16 protein-coding genes are annotated in these 20,537 nt (G+C 71.1%); 7 read left to right on the top strand and 9 right to left on the bottom strand.

Going from position 1 to position 20,537, the window contains the following annotated elements; genetic code table 11:
- The first annotated feature begins 143 nt into the window (after positions 1–143).
- On the top strand, positions 144–1,955 hold the full coding sequence (locus tag AC07RM_RS39175; RefSeq protein ID WP_495337920.1) for an acyclic terpene utilization AtuA family protein: 1,812 nt from the start codon (positions 144–146) through the stop codon (positions 1,953–1,955).
- A gap of 46 nt (positions 1,956–2,001) precedes the next feature.
- Here AC07RM_RS39175 and AC07RM_RS39170 read toward each other — a convergent pair whose 3' ends face one another.
- A complete protein-coding gene (locus AC07RM_RS39170) occupies positions 2,002–2,682 on the bottom strand; it encodes a response regulator transcription factor (protein ID WP_093350872.1) in 681 nt (226 codons plus the stop codon).
- A 302-nt stretch (positions 2,683–2,984) separates the two neighbouring features.
- Here AC07RM_RS39170 and AC07RM_RS39165 point away from each other — a divergent pair, with 302 nt between their 5' ends.
- Both AC07RM_RS39165 and AC07RM_RS39160 read left to right on the top strand, forming a co-directional pair.
- On the top strand, positions 2,985–4,316 hold the full coding sequence (locus tag AC07RM_RS39165; protein WP_495337919.1) for a DotU family type IV/VI secretion system protein: 1,332 nt from the start codon (positions 2,985–2,987) through the stop codon (positions 4,314–4,316).
- Positions 4,317–4,332: 16 nt separating this feature from the next.
- Positions 4,333–5,532, top strand: a complete 1,200-nt coding sequence (locus AC07RM_RS39160) for a type VI secretion protein IcmF/TssM N-terminal domain-containing protein (protein ID WP_495337918.1) — start codon at positions 4,333–4,335, stop codon at positions 5,530–5,532.
- Between the two features lie 29 nt (positions 5,533–5,561).
- Here AC07RM_RS39160 and tssJ read toward each other — a convergent pair whose 3' ends face one another.
- Positions 5,562–6,038: a type VI secretion system lipoprotein TssJ gene (tssJ, locus tag AC07RM_RS39155; protein ID WP_296781247.1), complete on the bottom strand. Its 477-nt coding sequence runs from the start codon at positions 6,036–6,038 to the stop codon at positions 5,562–5,564.
- Positions 6,039–6,175: 137 nt separating this feature from the next.
- On the opposite strand from tssJ, the gene tssA reads away from it, so the two are divergent.
- The 4 genes from tssA to AC07RM_RS39135 all read left to right on the top strand — a co-directional run bounded on the left by tssA (position 6,176) and on the right by AC07RM_RS39135 (position 9,982).
- A complete protein-coding gene (gene tssA, locus AC07RM_RS39150) occupies positions 6,176–7,207 on the top strand; it encodes a type VI secretion system protein TssA (protein WP_495337917.1) in 1,032 nt (343 codons plus the stop codon).
- 84 nt (positions 7,208–7,291) lie between these two features.
- Entirely contained in the window at positions 7,292–7,810 is a 519-nt protein-coding gene (tssB, locus tag AC07RM_RS39145; protein WP_093350860.1) for a type VI secretion system contractile sheath small subunit, read from the top strand.
- Between the two features lie 50 nt (positions 7,811–7,860).
- A complete protein-coding gene (gene tssC / locus AC07RM_RS39140; protein ID WP_093350857.1) occupies positions 7,861–9,354 on the top strand; it encodes a type VI secretion system contractile sheath large subunit in 1,494 nt (497 codons plus the stop codon).
- Positions 9,355–9,502: 148 nt separating this feature from the next.
- Entirely contained in the window at positions 9,503–9,982 is a 480-nt protein-coding gene (locus AC07RM_RS39135) for an Hcp family type VI secretion system effector (RefSeq protein WP_093350855.1), read from the top strand.
- A 141-nt stretch (positions 9,983–10,123) separates the two neighbouring features.
- Here the strand turns inward: AC07RM_RS39135 and AC07RM_RS39130 are convergent, their stop codons facing one another.
- From AC07RM_RS39130 to AC07RM_RS39100, 7 genes are all read right to left on the bottom strand, one after another.
- Positions 10,124–10,939: a PP2C family protein-serine/threonine phosphatase gene (locus AC07RM_RS39130; RefSeq protein ID WP_398492870.1), complete on the bottom strand. Its 816-nt coding sequence runs from the start codon at positions 10,937–10,939 to the stop codon at positions 10,124–10,126.
- Positions 10,940–11,007: 68 nt separating this feature from the next.
- Positions 11,008–12,708, bottom strand: a complete 1,701-nt coding sequence (tagH, locus tag AC07RM_RS39125; RefSeq protein WP_495337916.1) for a type VI secretion system-associated FHA domain protein TagH — start codon at positions 12,706–12,708, stop codon at positions 11,008–11,010.
- 194 nt (positions 12,709–12,902) lie between these two features.
- The gene (locus AC07RM_RS39120; protein ID WP_093350847.1) at positions 12,903–13,298 is read right to left on the bottom strand and encodes a DUF4150 domain-containing protein; all 396 of its coding nucleotides are present in this window, start codon (positions 13,296–13,298) and stop codon (positions 12,903–12,905) included.
- A 10-nt stretch (positions 13,299–13,308) separates the two neighbouring features.
- The gene (locus AC07RM_RS39115; protein WP_495337915.1) at positions 13,309–13,989 is read right to left on the bottom strand and encodes a DUF3540 domain-containing protein; all 681 of its coding nucleotides are present in this window, start codon (positions 13,987–13,989) and stop codon (positions 13,309–13,311) included.
- On the bottom strand, positions 13,986–15,047 hold the full coding sequence (locus tag AC07RM_RS39110; RefSeq protein ID WP_398492865.1) for a pentapeptide repeat-containing protein: 1,062 nt from the start codon (positions 15,045–15,047) through the stop codon (positions 13,986–13,988). Before AC07RM_RS39110 ends, AC07RM_RS39115 begins: the two co-directional genes overlap by 4 nt.
- Complete coding sequence (locus tag AC07RM_RS39105; protein ID WP_495337914.1) at positions 15,044–17,644, bottom strand: DUF2169 domain-containing protein; 2,601 nt, start codon at positions 17,642–17,644, stop codon at positions 15,044–15,046. The genes AC07RM_RS39110 and AC07RM_RS39105 overlap by 4 nt, the downstream gene beginning before the upstream one ends.
- 12 nt (positions 17,645–17,656) lie before the next feature.
- Entirely contained in the window at positions 17,657–20,533 is a 2,877-nt protein-coding gene (locus tag AC07RM_RS39100; RefSeq protein ID WP_296781254.1) for a type VI secretion system Vgr family protein, read from the bottom strand.
- Positions 20,534–20,537: the final 4 nt, after the last annotated feature.

Here is a 20,537-nt window from a genome sequence, read left to right as displayed (position 1 = left end):
GCGGCGGGCGCCCCGCCGGTCTTGCGCCAACAGGCTGCGCCCGGCGATGCGACGCGACGCGACGCGAGGCGCAGCGACTCGACGCAAGCCGCGCCGCGGCCGCCTCGCTAAGCTGGCCCTTCCATCCGCCACCGAGGACCGCCATGCCTTCATCCACCGCCGCACCGACCAAGACCGTCCGCATCGGCGGCGCCTCGGGCTTCTGGGGCGACAGCATGGTGGCCGCGCCGCAGCTCGTGCAGCACGGCCGGCTCGACTACCTGGTGTTCGACTACCTGGCCGAGACCACGATGGCGATCCTGGCCGCGGCGCGCGCGAAGAAGCCCGAGCTCGGCTATGCCACCGACTTCGTCGAGATCGCGATGAAGCCGGTGCTCGCCGAGATCAAGCGCCAGGGCATCAAGGTGGTGAGCAACGCGGGCGGCATCCATCCGCAGGGCTGCGCCGCCGCGCTGCGCGCACTGGCCGAGGCCCAGGGCGTGCCGCTGCGCATCGCGGTGGTCGAGGGCGACGACCTCGGCGCGCGCATGGCCGAACTGCGTGCCGCGGACACCCGCGACATGTTCACGGGCGAGGCCCTGCCCGAGAAGGTGCTGAGCGCCAACGCCTACCTGGGCGCGCTGCCGATCGCCGCCGCGCTGGCTGCGGGCGCCGACGTGGTGATCACGGGCCGCTGCGTCGACAGCGCGGTCACGCTCGGGCCGCTGATGCACGAGTTCGGCTGGCAGCCCGGCGACTTCGACCGGCTGGCCTCGGGCAGCCTCGCGGGCCACATCATCGAATGCGGCTGCCAGGCCACGGGCGGCCTGCACACCGACTGGGAAGACATCCCCGACTGGGCGAACATCGGCTACCCGATCGTCGAATGCCAGGCCGACGGCAGCTTCGTCGTGACCAAGCCCGAGGGCACGGGCGGCAAGGTGATCCGCGCCGCGGTGGCCGAGCAGCTGCTCTACGAGATCGGCGACCCCGGCGCCTACCTGCTGCCCGACGTGAGCTGCGATTTCCGCGCCGTGACGATCGAGCAGGAGGGCCCCGACCGCGTGCGCGTGGGCCCCGCGCGCGGCCGCGCGCCGACGCCGGCCTACAAGGTCTCGGCCACGCAGCTCGATGGCTTCCGCTGCGCGGGCAGCCTGGTGATCGTGGGCATCGATGCCGAGCGCAAGGCGCGGCGCACGGCCGAGGCGATCCTCGAGCGCACCGGCGGCATCCTCGCGCGCCTGGGCCTGCCGCCCTTCACGCGCAGCCACATCGAGGCGATCGGCGCCGAGACGCTCTACGGCCCGCATGCGCGCACCCACGGCGTGCGCGAGGCGATGATGCGCGTGGCGGTCGACCATCCGCAGAAGGCCGCGCTCGAGATCTTCGCGCGCGAGATCGCGCCCGCGGGCACCTCGTGGTCGCCCGGCACCACGGGGCCCGGTGGCGGCCGGCCCTCGGTGTCTCCGCTCATCAAGCCCTTCGCGTTCCTGCTCGCCAAGGAGCAGGTGCCGGTGTCGTTCACGATCGACGGCGAGCGGCAGGCCGTGGCGATCCCGCCGGGCGCGGGCGATGGTGCCGCGCCGCCGATGGCGGAACCGCCGCCCTTCGCCGACGACGGCGGCGAACAGGTCGAACTGCGGCTCATCGACCTGGCCTGGGCCCGCAGCGGCGACAAGGGCGACCTCTCGAACATCGGCCTGGTGGCGCGCCGGCCCGAGTGGCTGCCGCTGCTGTGGTCGCGCGTCACGCCCGAGGCGGTGGGCGCCTACTTCGCGCACCTGGTGCACGGCAAGGTCGAGCGCTTTTACCTGCCGGGCATCGCGGCGATGAACCTGCTGCTGCACGGGGCGCTCGACGGCGGCGGGCCCTCGTCGATGCGCATGGACCCGCTGGGCAAGGGCATGGGGCAGATGCTGCTCGACATGCGGGTGAGGGTGCCACGCGCGGTGGCGCAGGCGGCGCAACGGCGCTGAAACGAGAGGGGCGGCCCGAACGGTCTCGGGCCTGGGTCATGTCAGGTCAGGCCTGCGCTTCGGTCAAGGCCTGCGCCGCCACCACCGCCTCGGTGCGGTTGCGCACGTTGAGCGCGCGGAAGATCGCCGCGAGGTGGATCTTGACCGTGCCCTCGCTGATGCCGAGGCTGCGGCCGATCAGCTTGTTGGGCTTGCCCTGCGACAGCAGCTGCAGCACCTCGACCTGCCGCTCGGTCAGCACGTTGCGCAGGTGCTCGAGCGTCTGCGAGGAGGCCGGCGCGCGCGCGGTGTCGGCGCCGGGCTGCGGCGCCACGCCGGCCACGATGCCGGGCGGCAGCGCGGTCAGCATCATCGGCGGCACGTAGACGCCGCCGGCCAGCACCAGCCGCACGGCCGACAGCATGACCTCGGGCGAGTAGGCCTTGGGAATGAAGCCGAGCACGCCGCGCTCGAGGGCGGCGCGCATGATGGCCGGGTCTTCGTAGCCCGACAGCACGATCACCGGCACGGCCGGATGGCGGCGGCGGATCTCGTCGATGTGGGCCTGCCCGTCGGCGCCGGGCATGTTGAGGTCGATCAATGCCAGGTCGAGGTCGTCGGTGGCACCGGCGAGCAGCTCGTCGACGCTCATGACCAGCACGAACTCGATGCCGGGCTCCAGCTCGGACAACTTGGCCTTGACCGCTTCGATGACAAGCCGGTGGTCGTCGGCGATCAGAATTTTCATGACTTAAGGCCTTTCAACGCTTGAGAAGGGGTCACGAAGCTCGCCCCAGCGTGCATTGACTCAGCGACCGCCGACGATACCGGCGAATGCCCCGCGCAGCAAGGCTGGCGCGCTCCACGAACGGCATAGGCCCCAAGCGATATGGCGCCCCCCGGGGCCGCTGAGAAGAATGGTCGCCAACCCGAAGGAAGCGAGACATGGGCATGTGCCAACGAAGCAGGCGCCGGTGCAGGGCATCTCTCGTGCGGCGCCCGGCGCTGCCTGCGCGCCTCGCCGCGGCCTGAGCCGGCGCGCGTGTCTTCATGGCCCGCCTGATCGACTGCTATTCGGCCTTCGTCTCGTTCGGGCTCGCGCTCGATGCCGCGATCGCCGCGAACCGCCCCGCGCTCGCGCACGACGCCGCGCAGATCCAGGCCCGCCAGCTGCTCGACGCGGCGCGCGAACGCGCGCGCGCCGCGGCCACGCCGCTCCTGCCCGCGCAGCTCGAATCGGCCGCCTTCGCGATGGTCGCCTGGATCGACGAGATCCTCGCGCGCCACCCGGGCGCGGGCCAGGGCGCGGCACCGCTGCAGGTGCAGCTGTTCGCCTCGAACAACGCCCACAGCGAGTTCTTCCACCACCTGTCGGCGCTGGGCGCGCGCGACGACGAGGTGCGCGAGGTCTACTGGCATGCGCTGGCGCTGGGCTTCAAGGGCCAGTACTACTTCGAGCACGGCGACCGCGGCGAACTCGGCAAGCTCAAGGACCTGCACGCACGCCAGCTGCGGCAGCAGCCGCTCGCGCTCGGCAGCCTCGCGCAGCAGCACATCACGCCCCAGCCCTACGACGGGCCCGACCCGCCGGCCCCGATCGACATGCACCGGCGCGACCGCTCGCTGCTGCGCGCGAGCGCGGCGCTGGCGCTGCTGGTGCCGCTGCTCTACCTGCTGTGGGCCTGGCTGGCGGGCGCGCCGCGGCCCGAAACCGACCTCGCGCAGCGCGTCGAGCAGCAACTGCAGAGCTATGCCTGCGCCGACCTCGCGGTGGCGGTGGAAGCCGGGGGCACACTCAAGGTCAGCGGCTTCGTCTCGCTGCCGGCCGACGTGGCCAACGTGCAGCACGACGTGGGCCAGCTGCCGGGCGTGAAGGCGCCGCGCTTCGAGCTCGGCGTGCGCGTCTGGCCGCACTGCGAGGTGTTCGCGATCCTCAAGCCCTACCAGGCACGCAATGCCGACAAGGCCTACGGCCTCGGGCTGGACCTGCCCTCCGCGCGGCAGCGCCGCCTGCGCGAGGGCGACACGGTGCGCGTGGAGGTCACCGCGCCGCGCCACGACAGCGTGCTGTGGGTCGACTACTACACCGCCGACGGCTCGGTGATGCACCTCAACGCGGGCCGCGCGCCGACCCGCCTGCACGCCGGCGAGAAGCTCGAGCTCGGGCGCGACATCCCCTCGAGCTGGCTCGTGAGCCCGCCCTTCGGCAGCGTGCTGGTGACCGTGATCTCCTCGCCGATGCCCTTCCACGAGACCGCCGACCGGCCGCCGTTCGAACTGGCCTCGGCCTACCTGCTGCAGCTGCGCGAGGCGCTCGCGGCCAACAAGGGCGGCGACCGGCTGATCGCCGACTTCGTGTTCCTCGAGACCGAGGCGCGCTGACGCGCGCGCCGCCGCCATGCACACCCTGCCGCCCGCCCACCTCTTCTGGCCGCTGCTCGCGCTGTGCGCGCTCGGCTTCGCGGTGCTCTGCGCCGTGGTGCGCGATGCCGGGCGCGGCGCGCGTCGGCGTGCGCTGCAGCAGCGCATCGCCACGCTGCGGCCGCCCTCGCGCGCGGCCGATGCGCAGGCCGTGGAGCGCCTGCACGAGGCGATGGCGCGCGCGCAGCAGCGGCTGCGGCTGGCGCCGCGCCCGCGTGCCGCCGGCGAGAGCCTCGATGACGAGGACTTCGGCCGCTGCGCGACGCCGAGCGCGCCGTGGCTGCTGTTCCTCGGCGATGCGGCCGCCGACCTGCCGGGGCTGCTCGCCGCCTCGCCGCTCGACGCGGACCCGTCGGACGACGCGCCGACCGGCCCGGTGCGCAGCGGCTGGCGCTGGTGGACCGGCGGTGCCATGGCCGCCATCGAGATCGATGCGCGCGTGCTCGAGGACCCGGCCGACGCGCCACAGTCGCGCGCCCTCTGGCTCGCGGCGCTGCTGGCGCTGGCCGAGCGCCGCGAGCGTCTGCCGCTGCACGGCATCGTGGCCTGCATCGGGGCGCAGGCGCTGCGCGAGGCGCCGGCCGACGCGATCGCCTTCCGCATGCGCATCGCGCGGCTGCGCCGGCTGGTCGAGGAGGCGGGCCGCACCCTGCGGCTGCAGTTGCCGTTCTACCTCGTGGTCACGGGTCTCGAGGGGCTCGAAGGCTATGGCGCGCTGCGCGGCACGCTGCCGCCCGAGGTGCTGGCGCAGGCCCTGGGCCATCGGCTGGCGGCGGAACAGCCGATGCCCGATGCCGGCAGCGCCGCCGAGCGGCTCGATGCGGTGTTCGAGCCGATCGCCGCGCGACTGCATGCACTGCGCATGGGATTGCTGCGCGAGCAGTCGGGCGCTTCGGGCCGGCTCGCGGTGCATTCGTTCGTGGAGGGGGTGCGAAGCCTGCAGCCGGGGCTCAGGCTGGCGGCCGAGGCGCTGTTCGACAGCCATGGCCGCAAGGCGCGCGAGGCCCGGGGATTGCGCTGGCGCGGCCTCTACCTGACGGTGGCCGGCGGCGCGGCGGGCGGCAATGGCGCCTTCACGGGCGACCTGTTCCATCGCTTCCTGCCGGCGGACGCCTCGCTGGTGCGCCCCGGCCGGCTGCCGCCCGCGGACCGCGACACGGGCCTGGACGCGATGTGAACGCCGCCCGATCCCGCGCCGCGCGGCGCCTACTTCTCCTTGATCGGCTCCGCCTTCTGATCGATGCGGATCTGGCGCGCGCCGTAGGTCACGGTGATGGTGTTGATCTTGCCGACCTCGAGCGGCCGCACCTCGCGCCAGCGCGCGCGGTCGAGGTCGCGGAACGCGCCCATCACGCCGATCATCTTGGCGTCGGGCTGCAGCACGAAATCGAACTTGCGGCTCTCGCCGGGACGCAGCAGCGTTTCCTCGCGCTGCACCAGCTCGGCGCCGAGCGTGGCCTGGTCCTTCTCGAACAGCGAGAAGAAGTCGGCGCTCTCGAAGGCGCCCGGCGTCTTGAGCACGTAGGCGCGCACCGTGAGCGGCGATGCGCGGCCGCGCGCGTCGGGATTGGCATCGGGGCCCGCCACCAGCGTCAGCGACACGGGCGTCTTCACTTCGGGGGGCGGCTTGCTCGCGCAGCCCGCGAGAAAGAGCGCCGCGGCAGCGAGGCCGAAGGCCGCCACGTGCCGGCGCGAAGCCGTGGCCGGAAGGCCTCCATAGGACGAATGGTGTGTACCGAGCGCTCGCATGCTATTCCCTTCGTTGCATTGACCGGTTGAGAGGCATCTTTGATTATCACCAGCCACATTCAACAGGCAACATGCTCACCAACGAACTCGCAGATGCACTGCTCACACCGATCGGCGACAGCGCGCCGAGCGGCACCGACCTCGAGTACGACGCGGACTTCACCGCGCTCGTGACCGCGTCGCAGGGCAAGCCCGAACAGCAGTTCGGCGACACCGTCATTCCCGCGGTGGAGCCGGACTGGCGCAGCGTGGCCGAGCAGTCGGACGCCATCCTGCGCCGCAGCAAGGACGTGCGCGCCGCCGTGCTGATGCTGCGTGCCGCCACCCGGTTGCAGGGCGTGCCTGGCTTCGTCGCCGGCCTGCGCCTTCTGACCGGATTGCTCGACCGCTTCTGGGACGGCATACATCCAACGCTCGATGCCGACGACGACAACGATCCGACGATGCGCCTGAACGCGCTCGCGCCGTTGAACGACGAGACCATGGTGCTGCGCGACCTCTACGACGCCCAGGTCGGCGCGGCGCCGGGCGTGGGCTCGATCCGCGTGCGCGACATCGCGGTGGTCCAGGGTACGCTCGCGGCGAACGGCGAGCCGCTCTACTCCGCGCCGCAATTGCAGGCTGGCCTCGAGGCCCTGCAGGCCGCGCAGCCCGAGCGCATCGAGGCCGCGATCGCCGCGCCGGCCCTCATCGACCAGCTGCAGGCGCTGCTGGTGGAGCGCACCGGCCGTTCCGACGCCATCGACCTGGGCGCGCTGCGCACCATCGCGCGCACCGTGCAGAAGGCCTGCAGCGCCGCGATCGGCGTGCCCGAGGAAGCCGGCGCGGCGGGCGCGGAAGACGGCGGCGAGGCTGCCGCGGGCGCTGGCGGTGCACGCCCCGCGGCCGCGCGCGGCGAGATCCAGACCCGCGAGGACGCGCTGAAGATGCTCGACCGCGTGATCCGCTTCCTCGAGACCACCGAACCCGGCAATCCCGCGCCGCTATTGATCGAGCGCGCCAAGAAGCTGATCGGCGTGAGCTTCCTCGAGATCATGGCCAACCTCGCGCCGAACGCGCTCGACACGATCGAGAACGTGACCGGTCGCCGCGCTTCGGACTAAGGCCTCTCGCCTCTTCTTCCTCGTCCCCCCCCTTTCCATCCCTGGATCGACCCACCCCGTTTCACCCCCGCAAGGAGCATCGCCATGGCCAAGAGCAGTCAGAAATTCATCGCCCGCAACCGGGCGCCCCGGGTGCAGATCGAATACGACGTCGAACTCTACGGCGCCGAGAAGAAGATCCAGCTGCCCTTCGTGATGGGCGTGCTGGCCGACCTGTCGGGCAAGCCCGCCGACCCGCTGGCGCCCGTGACCGACCGCAAGTTCCTCGAGTTCGACGTCGACAACTTCGACTCGCGCATGAAGGCCATGAAGCCGCGCGCGGCCTTCGCGGTCGAGAACTCGCTGACCGGCGAGGGCGAGCTCAAGGTCGAGCTGACCTTCGAGAACATGGAGGACTTCTCGCCCGCCGCCGTGGCCCGCAAGGTCGGCGCGCTCAACAAGCTGCTCGAGGCGCGCACCCAGCTGTCGAACCTCGTCACCTACATGGACGGCAAGAACGGCGCCGAGGAACTGCTGGCCAAGGTGCTCGAGGACCCGGCGCTGCTGCAGTCGCTGGCCGCGACCAAGAAGCCCGAGGACGGCACCACCCCGCCGGCCGCCTGATCACTGTCCCATTCCGACTTCCACATCCGGTTCACGAGGAGTAACCCACCATGGCCGAAGCACTCGAACAGAGCGCGTTGAAAGACGTCGCGTACGCGGGCAGCGACTTTTCGTCGCTGCTGCAGAAGGAATTCAAGCCGCGCAGCGACGAAGCCAAGAGCGCGGTCGAAGCCGCCGTGCTCACGCTGGCCCAGCAGGCGCTGGCAAACAGCGAGGTCATCGGCAAGGACGTCACGAAGTCGATCCAGTCGATGATCGCGGCGATCGACGCCAAGCTCACCGAGCAGGTCAACCGGATCATCCACCACCCCGACTACCAGAAGCTCGAGAGTGCGTGGCGCGGCCTGCACTACATGGTGAACAACACCGAGACCGACGAGAACCTGAAGATCCGGGTGATGGACATCTCCAAGCAGGAGCTCGCCAAGAACCTCAAGAAGTTCAAGGGCGCGGCCTGGGACCAGAGCCCGATGTTCAAGAAGATCTACGAGCAGGAATACGGCCAGTTCGGCGGCGAGCCCTTCGGCGCCATCGTCGGCGACTACCACTTCGACCAGAGCCCGCCCGACGTCGAGCTGCTCGGCGAGATGGCCAAGATCGCGGCCTCGGCCCACGCCCCCTTCATCACCGGCGCGAGCCCGAACCTGATGCAGATGGAATCGTGGCAGGAGCTCGCCAACCCGCGCGACCTGACCAAGATCTTCCTCACGCCCGAGTACGCCGGCTGGCGCTCGCTGCGCGAGTCGGACGACGCGAAGTACCTGGGCCTGTGCATGCCGCGCTTCCTGGCGCGCACGCCCTACGGCGCCAACACCAACCCGGTGGAGGAGTTCGACTTCGAGGAGGACACCGCCGGCGCCGACCACAGCAAGTACGCCTGGGCCAACGCCGCCTATGCGATGGCCACCAACATCAACCGCTCGTACAAGCTCTACGGCTGGGGTTCGCGCATCCGCGGCATCGAATCGGGCGGCGCGGTCGAGAACCTGCCGCTGCACACCTTCCCGAGCGACGACGGCGGCGTGGACCAGAAGTGCCCGACCGAGATCGCCATCAGCGACCGGCGCGAGGCCGAGCTCTCGAAGGCCGGCCTGCTGTCGCTGATCCACCGCAAGAACTCCGACTTCGCGGCCTTCATCGGCGCCCAGTCGCTGCACAAGCCGGCCGAGTACGACGATCCCGACGCCACCGCCAACGCCAACCTGGCCGCGCGCCTGCCCTACCTGTTCGCCTGCAACCGCTTCGCGCACTACCTCAAGTGCATCGTGCGCGACAAGGTGGGCTCGTTCAAGGAACGCGACGAGATGCAGCGCTGGCTCAACAAGTGGATCATGAACTACGTGGACGGCGACCCGGCGAACTCGTCCGAAGTCACCAAGGCCCAGAAGCCGCTGGCCGCGGCCGAGGTGGTGGTCGAGGAGGTGGAAGGCAACCCCGGCTACTACTCCTCCAAGTTCTTCCTGCGCCCGCACTACCAGCTCGAGGGCCTGACGGTCTCGCTGCGCCTGGTCTCCAAGCTGCCGTCCGCCAAGGGCGCGGCATAGGCCATCGGGTGGGTTTGAAATCCCGCCCGCTTCTTCGTTCTGAGATCACTACCGGCCGAAGCCCCACCCGCAGCGGCCGGTAGCCCCAAAAAACTTTCTCTTTCGTCAACCATCGCCCGCGCATCGCAGGCATCACAGGAGTAGCAAGATGGCATCCGATTTCCACATCAAGTTCGACGGCGTCACCGGCGAGGCCACCCACAAGGATCACAAGGACGAGATCGAGATCCTGTCGTGGTCGTGGGACGTGGCGAACACCTCCGGCGCGGCCTCGGGCGGCGGCTCGGGCAAGGGCAAGGCGCAGCCCGGCTTCTTCAACTTCGTCCACATCTTCGACAAGGCCTCGCCCGTGCTGGCCAAGAACTGCGTCAGCGGCAAGCACTTCAAGGACGCGGTCCTGACCTGCCGCAAGTCCGGCGACGGCCAGGGCGAGTACCTCAAGGTCACGATGAAGGAAGTCTTCATCTCGAACGTGGCCCCGGCCGGTTCGCAAGGCGGCGACGTGCTCGAGAACGTGGTCGTGACCTACAAGGACATCGAGTTCGCCTACAAGGCCCAGAACGACAAGGGCGCCACCACCGGCGACGTCAAGTTCGGCTGGAACGTGGCCACCACCGAGACCCGCTGAGATCTACCGGGACTTCGCCGCGCGAGCGGCGCGTCCCACGCCAAGCGGCCCGCGCCCTCTGCCAGAGGGCATCGCGGGCCGTTTCCTTTTGTGCGGGAGGAAAGAAGAAGGAAGAGCAGGCGGCACGCGCCGCCCGTTGCGTCAGCCGAGGACGGTGTCGTCGGGATCGCGCGGCTCGGGCTGCGCCTCGACCGGCAGCAGCCGCGTCTCGTCCTCGGCGGCGTCGATCACCCACAGCGTGAGCGCCGTGTAGTTGTCGTGGCCCGGCTTCGCGCGCGCGACGATCTGCGCCTCGATCTGCTCGACCCACTGGCTGGGCGTGCGCGAGGCATGCAGGGTCTCGACCAGGCATTCGTCGCCCAGCGGCTCCCACACGCCGTCGCTGCACAGCAGCAGCACGTCGCCCGGCAACAGCCGCATGCGGTCCGACACCGCGATGTCGGGTTCCTCCTCGAGCGAGCCCAGCGCCGACAGCAGCATGTTGCGCTGCGGATGCAGGCGCGCGCCCTCCTCGTCAAGCATGCCGCCGGCCACCATCTGCTGCACCAGGCTGTGGTCGGTGGTGCGCGCGACGATCGCGCCGCCGCGGAACAGGTAGGCCCGGCTGTCGCCGCTGTGCACCCAGGCCAGCGCATGGACCTCGAGGTCGATGGCCGCGAACACCACCGTGGAGCGCATGCCCGCGAGCGTGCCGCCCTCGGCCTGGCGCGTCACCACGTCGCGGTTGGCCTGCTCGATCAGGGCGCGCAGCACGCCCTCGTCGAGGCTGGGGCCGGCCGAGAACGCGCCCAGCACGCTCGCGCGCACCGTGGCCGCCGCCACGTCGCCGCCGCCATGGCCGCCGGCGCCGTCGGCCACCAGGCAGGCGACATGGCGCTCGTCGTGCCAATGGCCGTGAACGTCTTCGTTGTAGCTGCGGCCGCCCTGGCGGGACAGCGTGACGATTTCGATTTCCAAGCGGGGCTCCTCGCGTCGGTCGTGCGTGTCGTGGGTTCTTGTTCTGCGGTGCAGCGGTCGCGCGCGCCTCAGTCGTCGGATTTCAGGCGCGCCATCTGCGCCTCGTAGGCCTCGAGGAAGGCCTTGCCGAACAGGTTGTGGAAGTCGTCCTCGGCCTCCGTCGCGATGCCGCCGTACAGCGCCACGAACTGGTCCCACAGCTTGGCCTTGCGGTTGGCCGCGAACAGCGCGTCGAGCGCCGACTTCGAACTGATCTTCTTCTCGAGCTCCTCGGGCTCGAAGCGCGCGATGACGTGCGCCAGCGCCGCGCGCAGGCCGACCATCACGCCGAACTGGTGCGCGCGCAGGTCGTTGAAGGCATCGCGCATCGCGGCCTCGGCCGGCATGAAGCCTCGCACGCCCGGCCCCAGCAGGTGCGCGAGCGCGACCTCGACCGTGGGCGAGAACTTCAGCGGGTTGTTGGCCTGCGCCGCGATCATCGTGACCTCGGCGCGCACCTCGCGCTTGAACTCCTGGCGCGTGAGCAGCAGCTGCAGCGTGCCTTCGGTGGCGCTGCGCAGCATCGAGCCGATGCGCTCCATCAGGCCCGGCGTGAGCATCTCGGGCGGCTGGTGCGTGCCGCCGAGGCCGCGCAGGAAGGCGGCCAGCAGCTCGTCGTCGCTCGCGATGCGCTCGACGGGCGCGGCGGCAACGGGCGCGGGTGCGCGCGGCGCGGGTGCCGGCGGCGGCGCGGACAACGGCGGCAGGGGGCGGCCCGCGGTATCGGGGCCGCTGATGCGGATCGGCAGGCCCGTCATGTCGTCGAAGGCGGGCAGCTCGGGCGGCGGCGCGGCGCGCGGCGCGGGGATGGGTGCCGCGACGGGCGCGGGCGCGGGCGGTGGCGGCACCGCGGCCGGTGGCAGCGGCGTGATCGCCTTCGGTGGCGTGAAGCCGAACTGCTCGATCGGCAGGTGATCGGAACGCGCCATCGGCGTGGCCGGCGCGGCGCGCTGCAGCGCGGCCAGCGGATCGGCATCGTTCGCGGTGTTGGGCTGCAACAGCGGATCGGCCAGCGGCGACAGCGCGAGCGGATCGCCGCCGATGCCGCCACCACCGGCCGCGCCGCCGAACAGCTCGTCGATGCCCGCGGCCTTGCCGTGCGCGGGCGGCGCGCCGAGGTCGGAGAAGTCGTCGAGCGCACCGAGCCCACCGGCGGGTGCCGAGGCCGGGTCGGGGCCGAGCAGGTTGGCGAAGGGGTCGATCTGCGCGGCCTGCGCATTGCGCGAGCCGGTGGCCATGGGATCGGGGAACAGCAGCGAGTCGGCTGACGACGATGACGACGACGAGGATGGCGACGGCGCGGGCGACCGGCCCGGCGCGGGTGCGGGCGCGGGCGGCGACCCCAGGCCCGCGAGCAGGTCGGCGAAGGGATCGTCGCTGGTCGCGGTGGCCGGTGCCGACTTCGCGCTCGACAGGCCCATGATCGTTTCGGGAATCGCGAACGGTGCCGCGGCCGGCGCGGGCGCGGCGGCCTGCACGCGCACCACGAGTTCGAAGCTGCCGACCACCAGGCGCGCGCCGTCTGTCAGCGCCGCTTCCTTGCCCGAGCCCAGCGACACGCCGTTGCACTGCATCGGGTTGCTGCCGCGGTCGATGGCGAAGTACTGGCCGTCGCGGCACAGCACCTGGGCATGCACGCGCGAGACGGTGCGGTCGGGATCGTCGAGGACCAGCGTGTTGGTGTCGGCGCGGCCGATGGTGCCGCCCTCGGGGCCGAAATTCGCCGACAAGGACGGGCCCGCCGGGACGCCTTGGCGGGTGACAACAGTGATTTGGATCATGAACCGGCCCCCAGGGCGACGCCCCTACAGCTGTGCGCGAGCTTGCGACGAAACTCGGAAGGAGTATTCATTCCGGGGGACGGCTTGGCAATCTCGCCTTAAGAGGTATGTCTTTGCATCGGAAGGCGATGGAGAGCGCCGCGCTAGGGCGCCAGCAGCAGCACCAGCGCCTGGCTCGGCACGACGCGCACCCCGGGGCAGTTGGTGCTGTTCTGCAGCGACACGCTGGTCAGTCGGCTGGCCGGCATGCCGTTGAGCAGCACGGTGAACGCGCCGGTCACATGGCGCGACGGGCCCATGACGGTGCCCGAGGCCACGCCCATGTTCACGCCGGCGTTGTCGCCGTTGGTCATGGGGATCGAGGTCGCCAGGTTGTGCGCGGGGGCCCCCATGAAAAGGATGGTGGGACAGTTCGGGATGGCCATCGGCCCCATCGCGATGTTCGGGTACGGAATGGGCACGGGCCCCGCGGGCGTGGGCGTCAGGCACACATCGGGAAAGCCCATGTCGGTGCCCATCATCTGGCAGTTGGCGAACATGTGCGTGCTCCTAGCCGAAGTGGATCTGGCCGCCGCGCGTCTTGACGAGCTTCTCGCCGTTCACCAGCGTGTGCTCACCCGACAGCCGCAGAAGCTGGCGGGCCTCGCATTCAACATGCGTCGCCGCCACGCGGTCCGTGCCTTCCGTGGTGCGCACGTGGTGCCGGCTGTAGTGGCTGACGCGGTCCATGACCGTCGAGAGCACCGAGCCGACGAGCTTGACCACGCTGCCCACCACGCTCAGGTGGCGCCCCGTCAGCTCGGCCGAATCCAGCGCCACGCGCGCCTCGCGGGCGCGCACCTCGAGCTGGTCGCTGCGCATGCACAGCTGCGGCGCCGCCAGCGAAAGACGGCCGTCGACCTGCAGCTGCGTGTCTCCGCGCAGCTGCAGCACGTGCGGCGTCTCGCCTTCGCGCTGGAGCACGGCCAGGATCCAGAGTTCGTCCGGCGCGACCTGCAGGCAGGCGACGCTGTCGCCGGCGCGCGGCTCGAGCAGGCAGCTGACCGCGCGCTGGCCGCTGCGGCGCAGCGTACCGCTCAGCACCGTGAAGCCGGCGGGTCCGCATTCGCACACGGTGCCCACGCACCAGCCGGCGGCAATGGCCTGCGCGGGCTGGGCCGGCTGCGCGGCCTGGGGATGGGCGGCGCGGCGCGAACGGCGCCGCGACGGGGCTGCTTTCGAGGTCGTCATGTCTTCTGCTCCATGGGCTGCCAGCGTTCCGCGGCCGCCAGTTCGGGGTCCTGCTCGATCGCACGCCCGCGGTCGGACATGCGCGCCTCCTGCGTGTTCGCGCCATGCAGCACGGTGCGGAACATCGATGCGTCCTGCAGGTCGGCGCCCGACAGGTCCGCATGCCGGAAGTCGGCATAGGTGAGTTCGGCCGCGACCAGCCGAGCCTTGGGCAATTGCGCGCCCGCGAAGTGGGTCTGGTAGAGGTCGGCGCCGGCGAAGTTGGCGCCCGGCAGCTTCGCGCCCGTGAACAGCGCCTGGCGCAGCCGCGCACCGGAGAAGTCCACCTGCTCGCCCCGGGTCTCGCAGAACAGGGCCAGCGGCGCATGCGCCTTGGCCAGGCAGGCCCCGTCGAGCACGGCTTCCTGGAAGTTGCACTGGCGCATGTCGGCGCCCGAGAAGTCGGCTCCCGACAGGTTCGCCTTGAGGAACTGGCAGCCTTCGACCCGCAGTCCGGCGAAGGAACGGTTCTGCAGCCCGGTATCGATGAAGGCGACGCGCACCAGCGTCGCGCCGGTCCAGGTCAGCAGTGAGAGGTCGCAGCCGATGACGGTGGTCTGGCGCCAGTGGGCCTCGTCGGCGCAGACGTCGATCAGGCTCGATCCGTCGATCACGGCCGCGTCGAGGTCGGCGCCGCGCAGCACCGCATGGTCCAGGCACGAGCGCGTCAGCATGGCCATGCTCAGCTGGGCCCCGGCGAGCTGGGCATGGGGCGCCTGGCAGTCGGTCCAGACGGCGGCGTGCAGGTTGGCGCCGCGCAGGTCGGCATGGTCGAGCGTGCAGCGATCGAACACGGCGCGCCGCAGGTTGGCGCCGGCCAGCAGCGCGCCGCGCAGGTCGCACTGCTCGAACACCGCCTCGCGCAGGTCGGCGCCGCGCAGGTCCGCCTCGCTGAGCCGCGCGCCCGAGAAGACCGCCCCGCCGAGTTGGGCCCCGCCGAAGGCGCCCTTGGCGAGGTCCATGCCGATGACGGGCTCGCCGATGGCCACGGCCATGGACAGCAGTTCGGGACTCATCATGGCGCGGCCTGCTGCTGTTCGGGCGTGAGGCGCGGCCAGGTGCGCGCGCGCTGCAGCAGCGCGTTCTCGAAGCGCGCGTCGCCATCCAGGCGCACGCGCGACAGGTCGGCGCCGAAGAGGTTCGCGCGGCGCAGGTCGGCACCGCGCAGGTCCGCGTGGTGCAGCACCGCGTTCGACAGGTCCATGCCCGCCATCGCGGCCTGCCGCAGGCTGGTCTTGCGCAGCATCGCGCCGCGGGCGCGCGCGAGCCGCAGGTCGCAGCGCGCCAGCGAAGCCTTCGTGAGGTTGGCGCCGTCGAGGTTCGCGCGCACCAGCTTCGCGCCATCGAGGATGGCCTCGCCGAGGTTGCACCCTGCCAGGACCGCGCCGCTGAAGTCCACCGCGGCGAGGCTGCACTGCTGCACGAACACCGCGCCCTCGGCCTGCGCGCCGACGAGCCGCGCGCCGTCGAGCTTGCAGCCGACGAAGCTGCTGTGCCGCAGCCGCGCGCCCTGCAGGTCGCAGCCGCTCAGGTCGCACTCCACGAAGCTGCATTCGGCCAGTTCCGCCTCGGCGAGCGACAGCCCCCGCAGGTCGAGCTTGTAGAAGATCTGGCGGGTGCCGTGGGCGCCGCTCCAGTCCGCGCTGCCCCACAGCGTCTCGAGCAGCGAGGCCCCTTCCAGCCGCGCACGGCGCAGCTGGGTCTCGGCAAGCACGCAGCGGTTCAGCACGGCGCCGCGCAGGTCGGCCTCGTCGAACATCGCGCCGGCGAGTTGCGAGGCGCCCAGGTTGGCTTCGGCGAACAGCGTGCCCGCGCCGATGGCGCCGCGCAGGTCCGCATGGGCCAGCACGGCGCGCGAGAAATCCGCGCCCGAGAGGTTCGACTTCGACAGGTTGGCGCTTTCGAGCCAGGCGCCGGCGAAGCTGGTGCCGCGCAGGTCGAGGCCCGACAGGTCGGCGCCGGTGAGGTCGAGGTCCGCGAAGCGGCGCAGGCCGCCCGCCACCGCGCGCTTCATCTCCTCGCGCAGTGCCTTGGCGGCTTCCGCCTCCATCGGCGCCGCGGGCGCCTGGGCATGGGCCGACTGCAGATAGCCCAGCCGCTCGGCCGCCTGCTGCTTGATCAGCGCCGGATAGACCTTGGCGGTGTCCAGCGCCTGCCCCTGCGCGGCGAAGGCGGCGCGCAATTCGTCGAGCTTCGCTTCGGCGCTGAAGCGCGGCGGCCCGCGATGCGCCAGCGAGGTCGGCGGCAGCCCCTGCTCGGCGGCGAATGCCAGCGCCTTCTCGGCCTGGGTCAGCGCATCCTCGAGCACGGCCCATTGCTGGCGCTGCTCCTCCTTCATCTTGCGTTCGATGTAGGGCGCGAGTTCGGCGCCCTTGGGCACCTTCTCGCGCTCGGGCAGGCGGATGCCGAGCGCGTCCGGATCGCCGCCGTGTTCGCGGACCTGCTCGCGGGCCACCTCGACCTCGGCGCGTGCGCGCAGGTACTGCGCATCGCCCTGCAGGCCGTCCATCGCGAAGGCCGCGCGCGCCGCCTCGACGGCGGGATCGTCGGCATTCAGTCCCTCGGGCAGCAGGTCGCCGTCGTGCAGCATGTGGACGGCACCCAGGCGCGGATCGCCGCGCCGCGCGATCGCGTCCACGTAGTGCTCGTCGGGGCGACGCTCGCCGAGCCGCTCCACCGCCCCGACCAGCGAGATGACATCGGAACCGTCGTCGGTGTCGACCTCCGCGAGTCCCTGGAACAGCAGGATCGCGCGTTCGGCATGCGGGAAGAACCACGCCGTGGTGAGCCGCAGCGGCACTTCGCGCAGCTTTGGTTCGCTGGCGCCGGCCACCGCGTAGCCGGCGAAGACGCGCGCACGCAATCCGGGCAGCTGGCCCTCGATGCGCGGCCGCGTCGCATGCAGGTGGTCGAACGCGAAAGGCTCGTCGCCACGCAGCGGCTGCTCGAACCACTGGTCGGGCGGTGCCAGGTTGAAATGGCGCCAGTCCAGGTCGGGCGCGAAGCCCGGCGCGTGCGCCTGCAGGTAGTCGGCGTCGTAGGTCCCGCGGTACTGGGCGCGCTGCGGGTGCGTCGACGCGAGCGCGCCGAAGCCGGCCGGCGCCACCGCGTGATCGGGCCGCAGCAGCCGCGTGCCGGGCCACTCGACGTTGGGCAGCCGCTGCACGCCTTCGCGCACCTCGCGGCCCGTGCCGGCCGGATTGGCCGCGAAGTCCGCGCCCCCATAGGCATGCGCCCAGTCGATGGGCATCTGTTCGAAGGGCAGCGGCGCGCTCGCGTCCTGCCCGTTCCAGTGACGCTCGCCGAACACGAGCAGGGTCTTCTCGCGCGCGCCCAGCCGCGCACGCACCGCGCAGCCCGTGGGCTGGTCGGCCGGCGCGAAGGCGCGCCCGTGGACCAGGAACTCGGCCGTCAGCTTGGCCACGCCCTCGTCGATCATCGGCTCGGCCATCTCCTGGCCGAGGAATTCCCACATCGACTGCTCGCTCCACAACGCCCCGGACGGCCCCTGCGCGAAGGGCACGTGCAGGCTCGCGGTCACGCACAGGCCGAAGCGCTTGCGGTACTCCACCGGACGGGTCGACAGGCCCAGCGCCTGGGGCTTGGTGACTTGCATGCGCGGCCGGCCTCAGGTGCCGCCGTGGGGCGGGACGTAGCGCGGCGGCAGCGGCGGCATCGGCGGCGCGTCCGGAATGACCGGCGCCGCGGGCACCACGGGGGCCTTGCCCGCGGTCTCGGGCGCCGCCTTGCTCAAGGCATCGGCGGTGCGCCGGCCGTAGGTTCCGCCCAGCAGTTCCGCGCCCGCCATGCCGAGCCCGCCCACCAGCGGGATCATCGACAGCTTGCCTTCGTAGGCGCGCCGCTCGGCGATGGCCGCCATGTCGCCCAGGCGGGCGGCCAGGCTCGTCAGCCCCTGGGCGGCGGCCTCCTCGGCCGCCTTCTTCAGCTCGGTCTTGGCCGTCTCGTACTGGGTGAAGGTGGCGTTCACGTCGAACAGGCCGGCGATCAGGGCCGCGGCACCGATGGCAAAGCCCGTGACCATGCCCGCGGTGCCGCCGCTGGCCGCGGCGCCGGCACCGCCGCCGCCCGAGATGATCTTCATCGTCTGCAGGTCGAGGTCCACGCCGTTCTGGCTCAGGTTCACCGAGGCGACGTTGGTCAGCCGCGCCGCGGCCGTGTTCTCGATCTGCACGCCGGCGAAGTTCGCGATGTCGACCGCCAGCGCGTTGCTCATGTTGAGCCCCATGAAGGTCGACCGGTTCATGCCCAGGTTGGCCTCGCTGTTGGAGCCGATGTAGCCGCTCGAGTTGGAGCCCAGCACGGTGGTGTTGGAGCCGATCGAGGTGGCGTTGATGTCGCCCACCGCGATCATGTCGATCGAGGAGTTGGCGATCAGCTTGACCTGGTTGGCCATGATGGCGTGCTTGCCGCCGGTGACGTCGTTGCGCTCGCCGCCGCTTTGCATCTTGCTGTTGCCGGTCACCAGGTAGGCCATGTCGGCGCCCACGGAGGTGGTCTGGAAGCCGACCACGCCGATGTCGTGGTTGGCACCCACCACCGTCTTCTGGAACCCGCCGATCGCCACGTTCTGGTTCGCCGTGACGATCAGGTCCTGCATGCCGACGACCGAGGTCTTCTGGCTCGCATGGAAGATGTTCTCCTGGTAGCCCTGCACCTGGGTCTTCTGCCCGCCCGAGCCGATGGTGTTGCTCTGCGAGATGCCGACGATGTTGGTCTGGATCTCCGCCACCGTGTTCTTCTCGTTGCGCTTGACCAGCGCCGTGCGGTCGCGGTCCACGGTCTCGGTCTGGTCGCGCCCCACGCTCAGCGAATCGTCCACCTCCACCGAGGTCGACATGTTCCGCTCCGCATGGATGTTGACCAGCTCGCCCCCCTTCTTGTCCTCGAACATGATCTCGTTGTAGTTCGAGGGCCCGCCGCCGGGCGTGGAGCGGGTCTTGAAGCCGCTCTGCGTGGCCGACTTGTAGGGGATCGGCTGGTCGTCGTTGTAGACGCGGCCGGTGACGATCGGCCGGTCGGGATCGCCGTTCATGAACTCGACGATCACCTCCTGGTTGATGCGCGGCGCGAAGTAGCCGCCCCAGCCCTTGCCGGCCCAGGGCTGCGAGACGCGGATCCAGGCGGTCGAGCGGTCGTCGCGGAAATCCTTGCGGTCCCAGTGGAAGTGCACCTTGACGCGGCCCATGGGGTCGACGTCGTGCTCCTTGCCCTTGCCGCCCACGACGATGGCGCTCTGCGGGCCCGGCATGGTCACGCGCGGCGTGAGCCGCGGCGGACGGAAGATGTGGTCGGCGGGCAGCGCGGTGATCAGGAAGGCGCTGGTGCCGCGCACGCCCTCGCGCAAGGTGGGCGTGGTGTCGATCAGCTCGAGCAGCGCATCGGTGCAGCCGGCATTGACCGCGTCGTCGCGCAGCGCCTCGCGCAGCAGCTCCGCGGTCGGCCGCGGCGCGACGAAGGTGCCCATGCCTTCGTAGCCCGGATGGGTGGCGACGAAGACGCAGCCGCCGATCAGGTAGTCGCCGTCGCGCGTGCCGTCCGGATCGCCCTTGAAGGTGAAGGTGTGGCCCACCGCGACATCGGGCCAGCGCGTGACGGCCCAGTGCAGCGTCTGCCGCGCCGGCAGCTCGCCCGCGCGGACCTCGAGCACGACATCGGATTGCTCGCTCGTGAAGAAGCCGCCCGGGTACTCGAACACCTCCAGGTCCGCCAGCTCGTGCGCGGGCACCATCTCGCCGTGCGTGCTCAGCAGCGTGTTGATCGCCTTGTAGTTCACGTCGCGCGACTCGTACTTGCCCGAGCGCAGCTGGCGCGCGCTGACCCAGCGCTCGATCTCGTTGAAGCGCGCCTCGCTCGCGCCGTCGCCGGCGTAGTTCAGCACGCCCTTGGCGGGCAGCGGCCCGTGCGCCATGCCGGTGGAATCGGCCAGGTGCATCACGCCCGGCGAGTCGAAGGAATCGAACCAGTAGTAGACGCCCTCGTCCTCGAGGATGCGCGACAGGAAGTTGTAGTCGCTCTCCTGGAACTGCACGCAGTAGCGGCGCGCCTCGTGCACGCCGATCACGCCCGCGGGCTCGGTCTTCGCGTGGGCCTTGATGGGGCTGTCGGTCAGCACGGCATCGAGCACGTCGAGCACCGGCTTCTCCTGCAGGATGCACGAGTTGATGCGCTTGGTCAGCAGGCCGAACCAGGAGCGCAGGCTGATGCGGTATTCGAAGAAGCGACCGACCTGCCCGCCGCGCACCACGCGCACCGCATGGCCGCGCGCATGCCGCTCGTGCTTCTGGTCGTCGGCATCCGCGAAGCCGATCACCACGTCGAAGGCGTGGCCCAGGATCTGGCGCGGATCGATGGTCCGGTCCTGCGACAGCACGGTGAGCTCGTAGGACGACGGGCGCGACAGCCCCTCGTGGCCCACGATGCGCCAGAACATCAGGTCCTTGTTGACGGGTGATTCGCTGTCGATGCGGAACTCGTGCTCGGCCATCTTG

Source organism: Variovorax sp. GW821-FHT09B05, from assembly GCF_059418265.1.
This window is presented reverse-complemented; position numbering and strand designations above follow the sequence as displayed.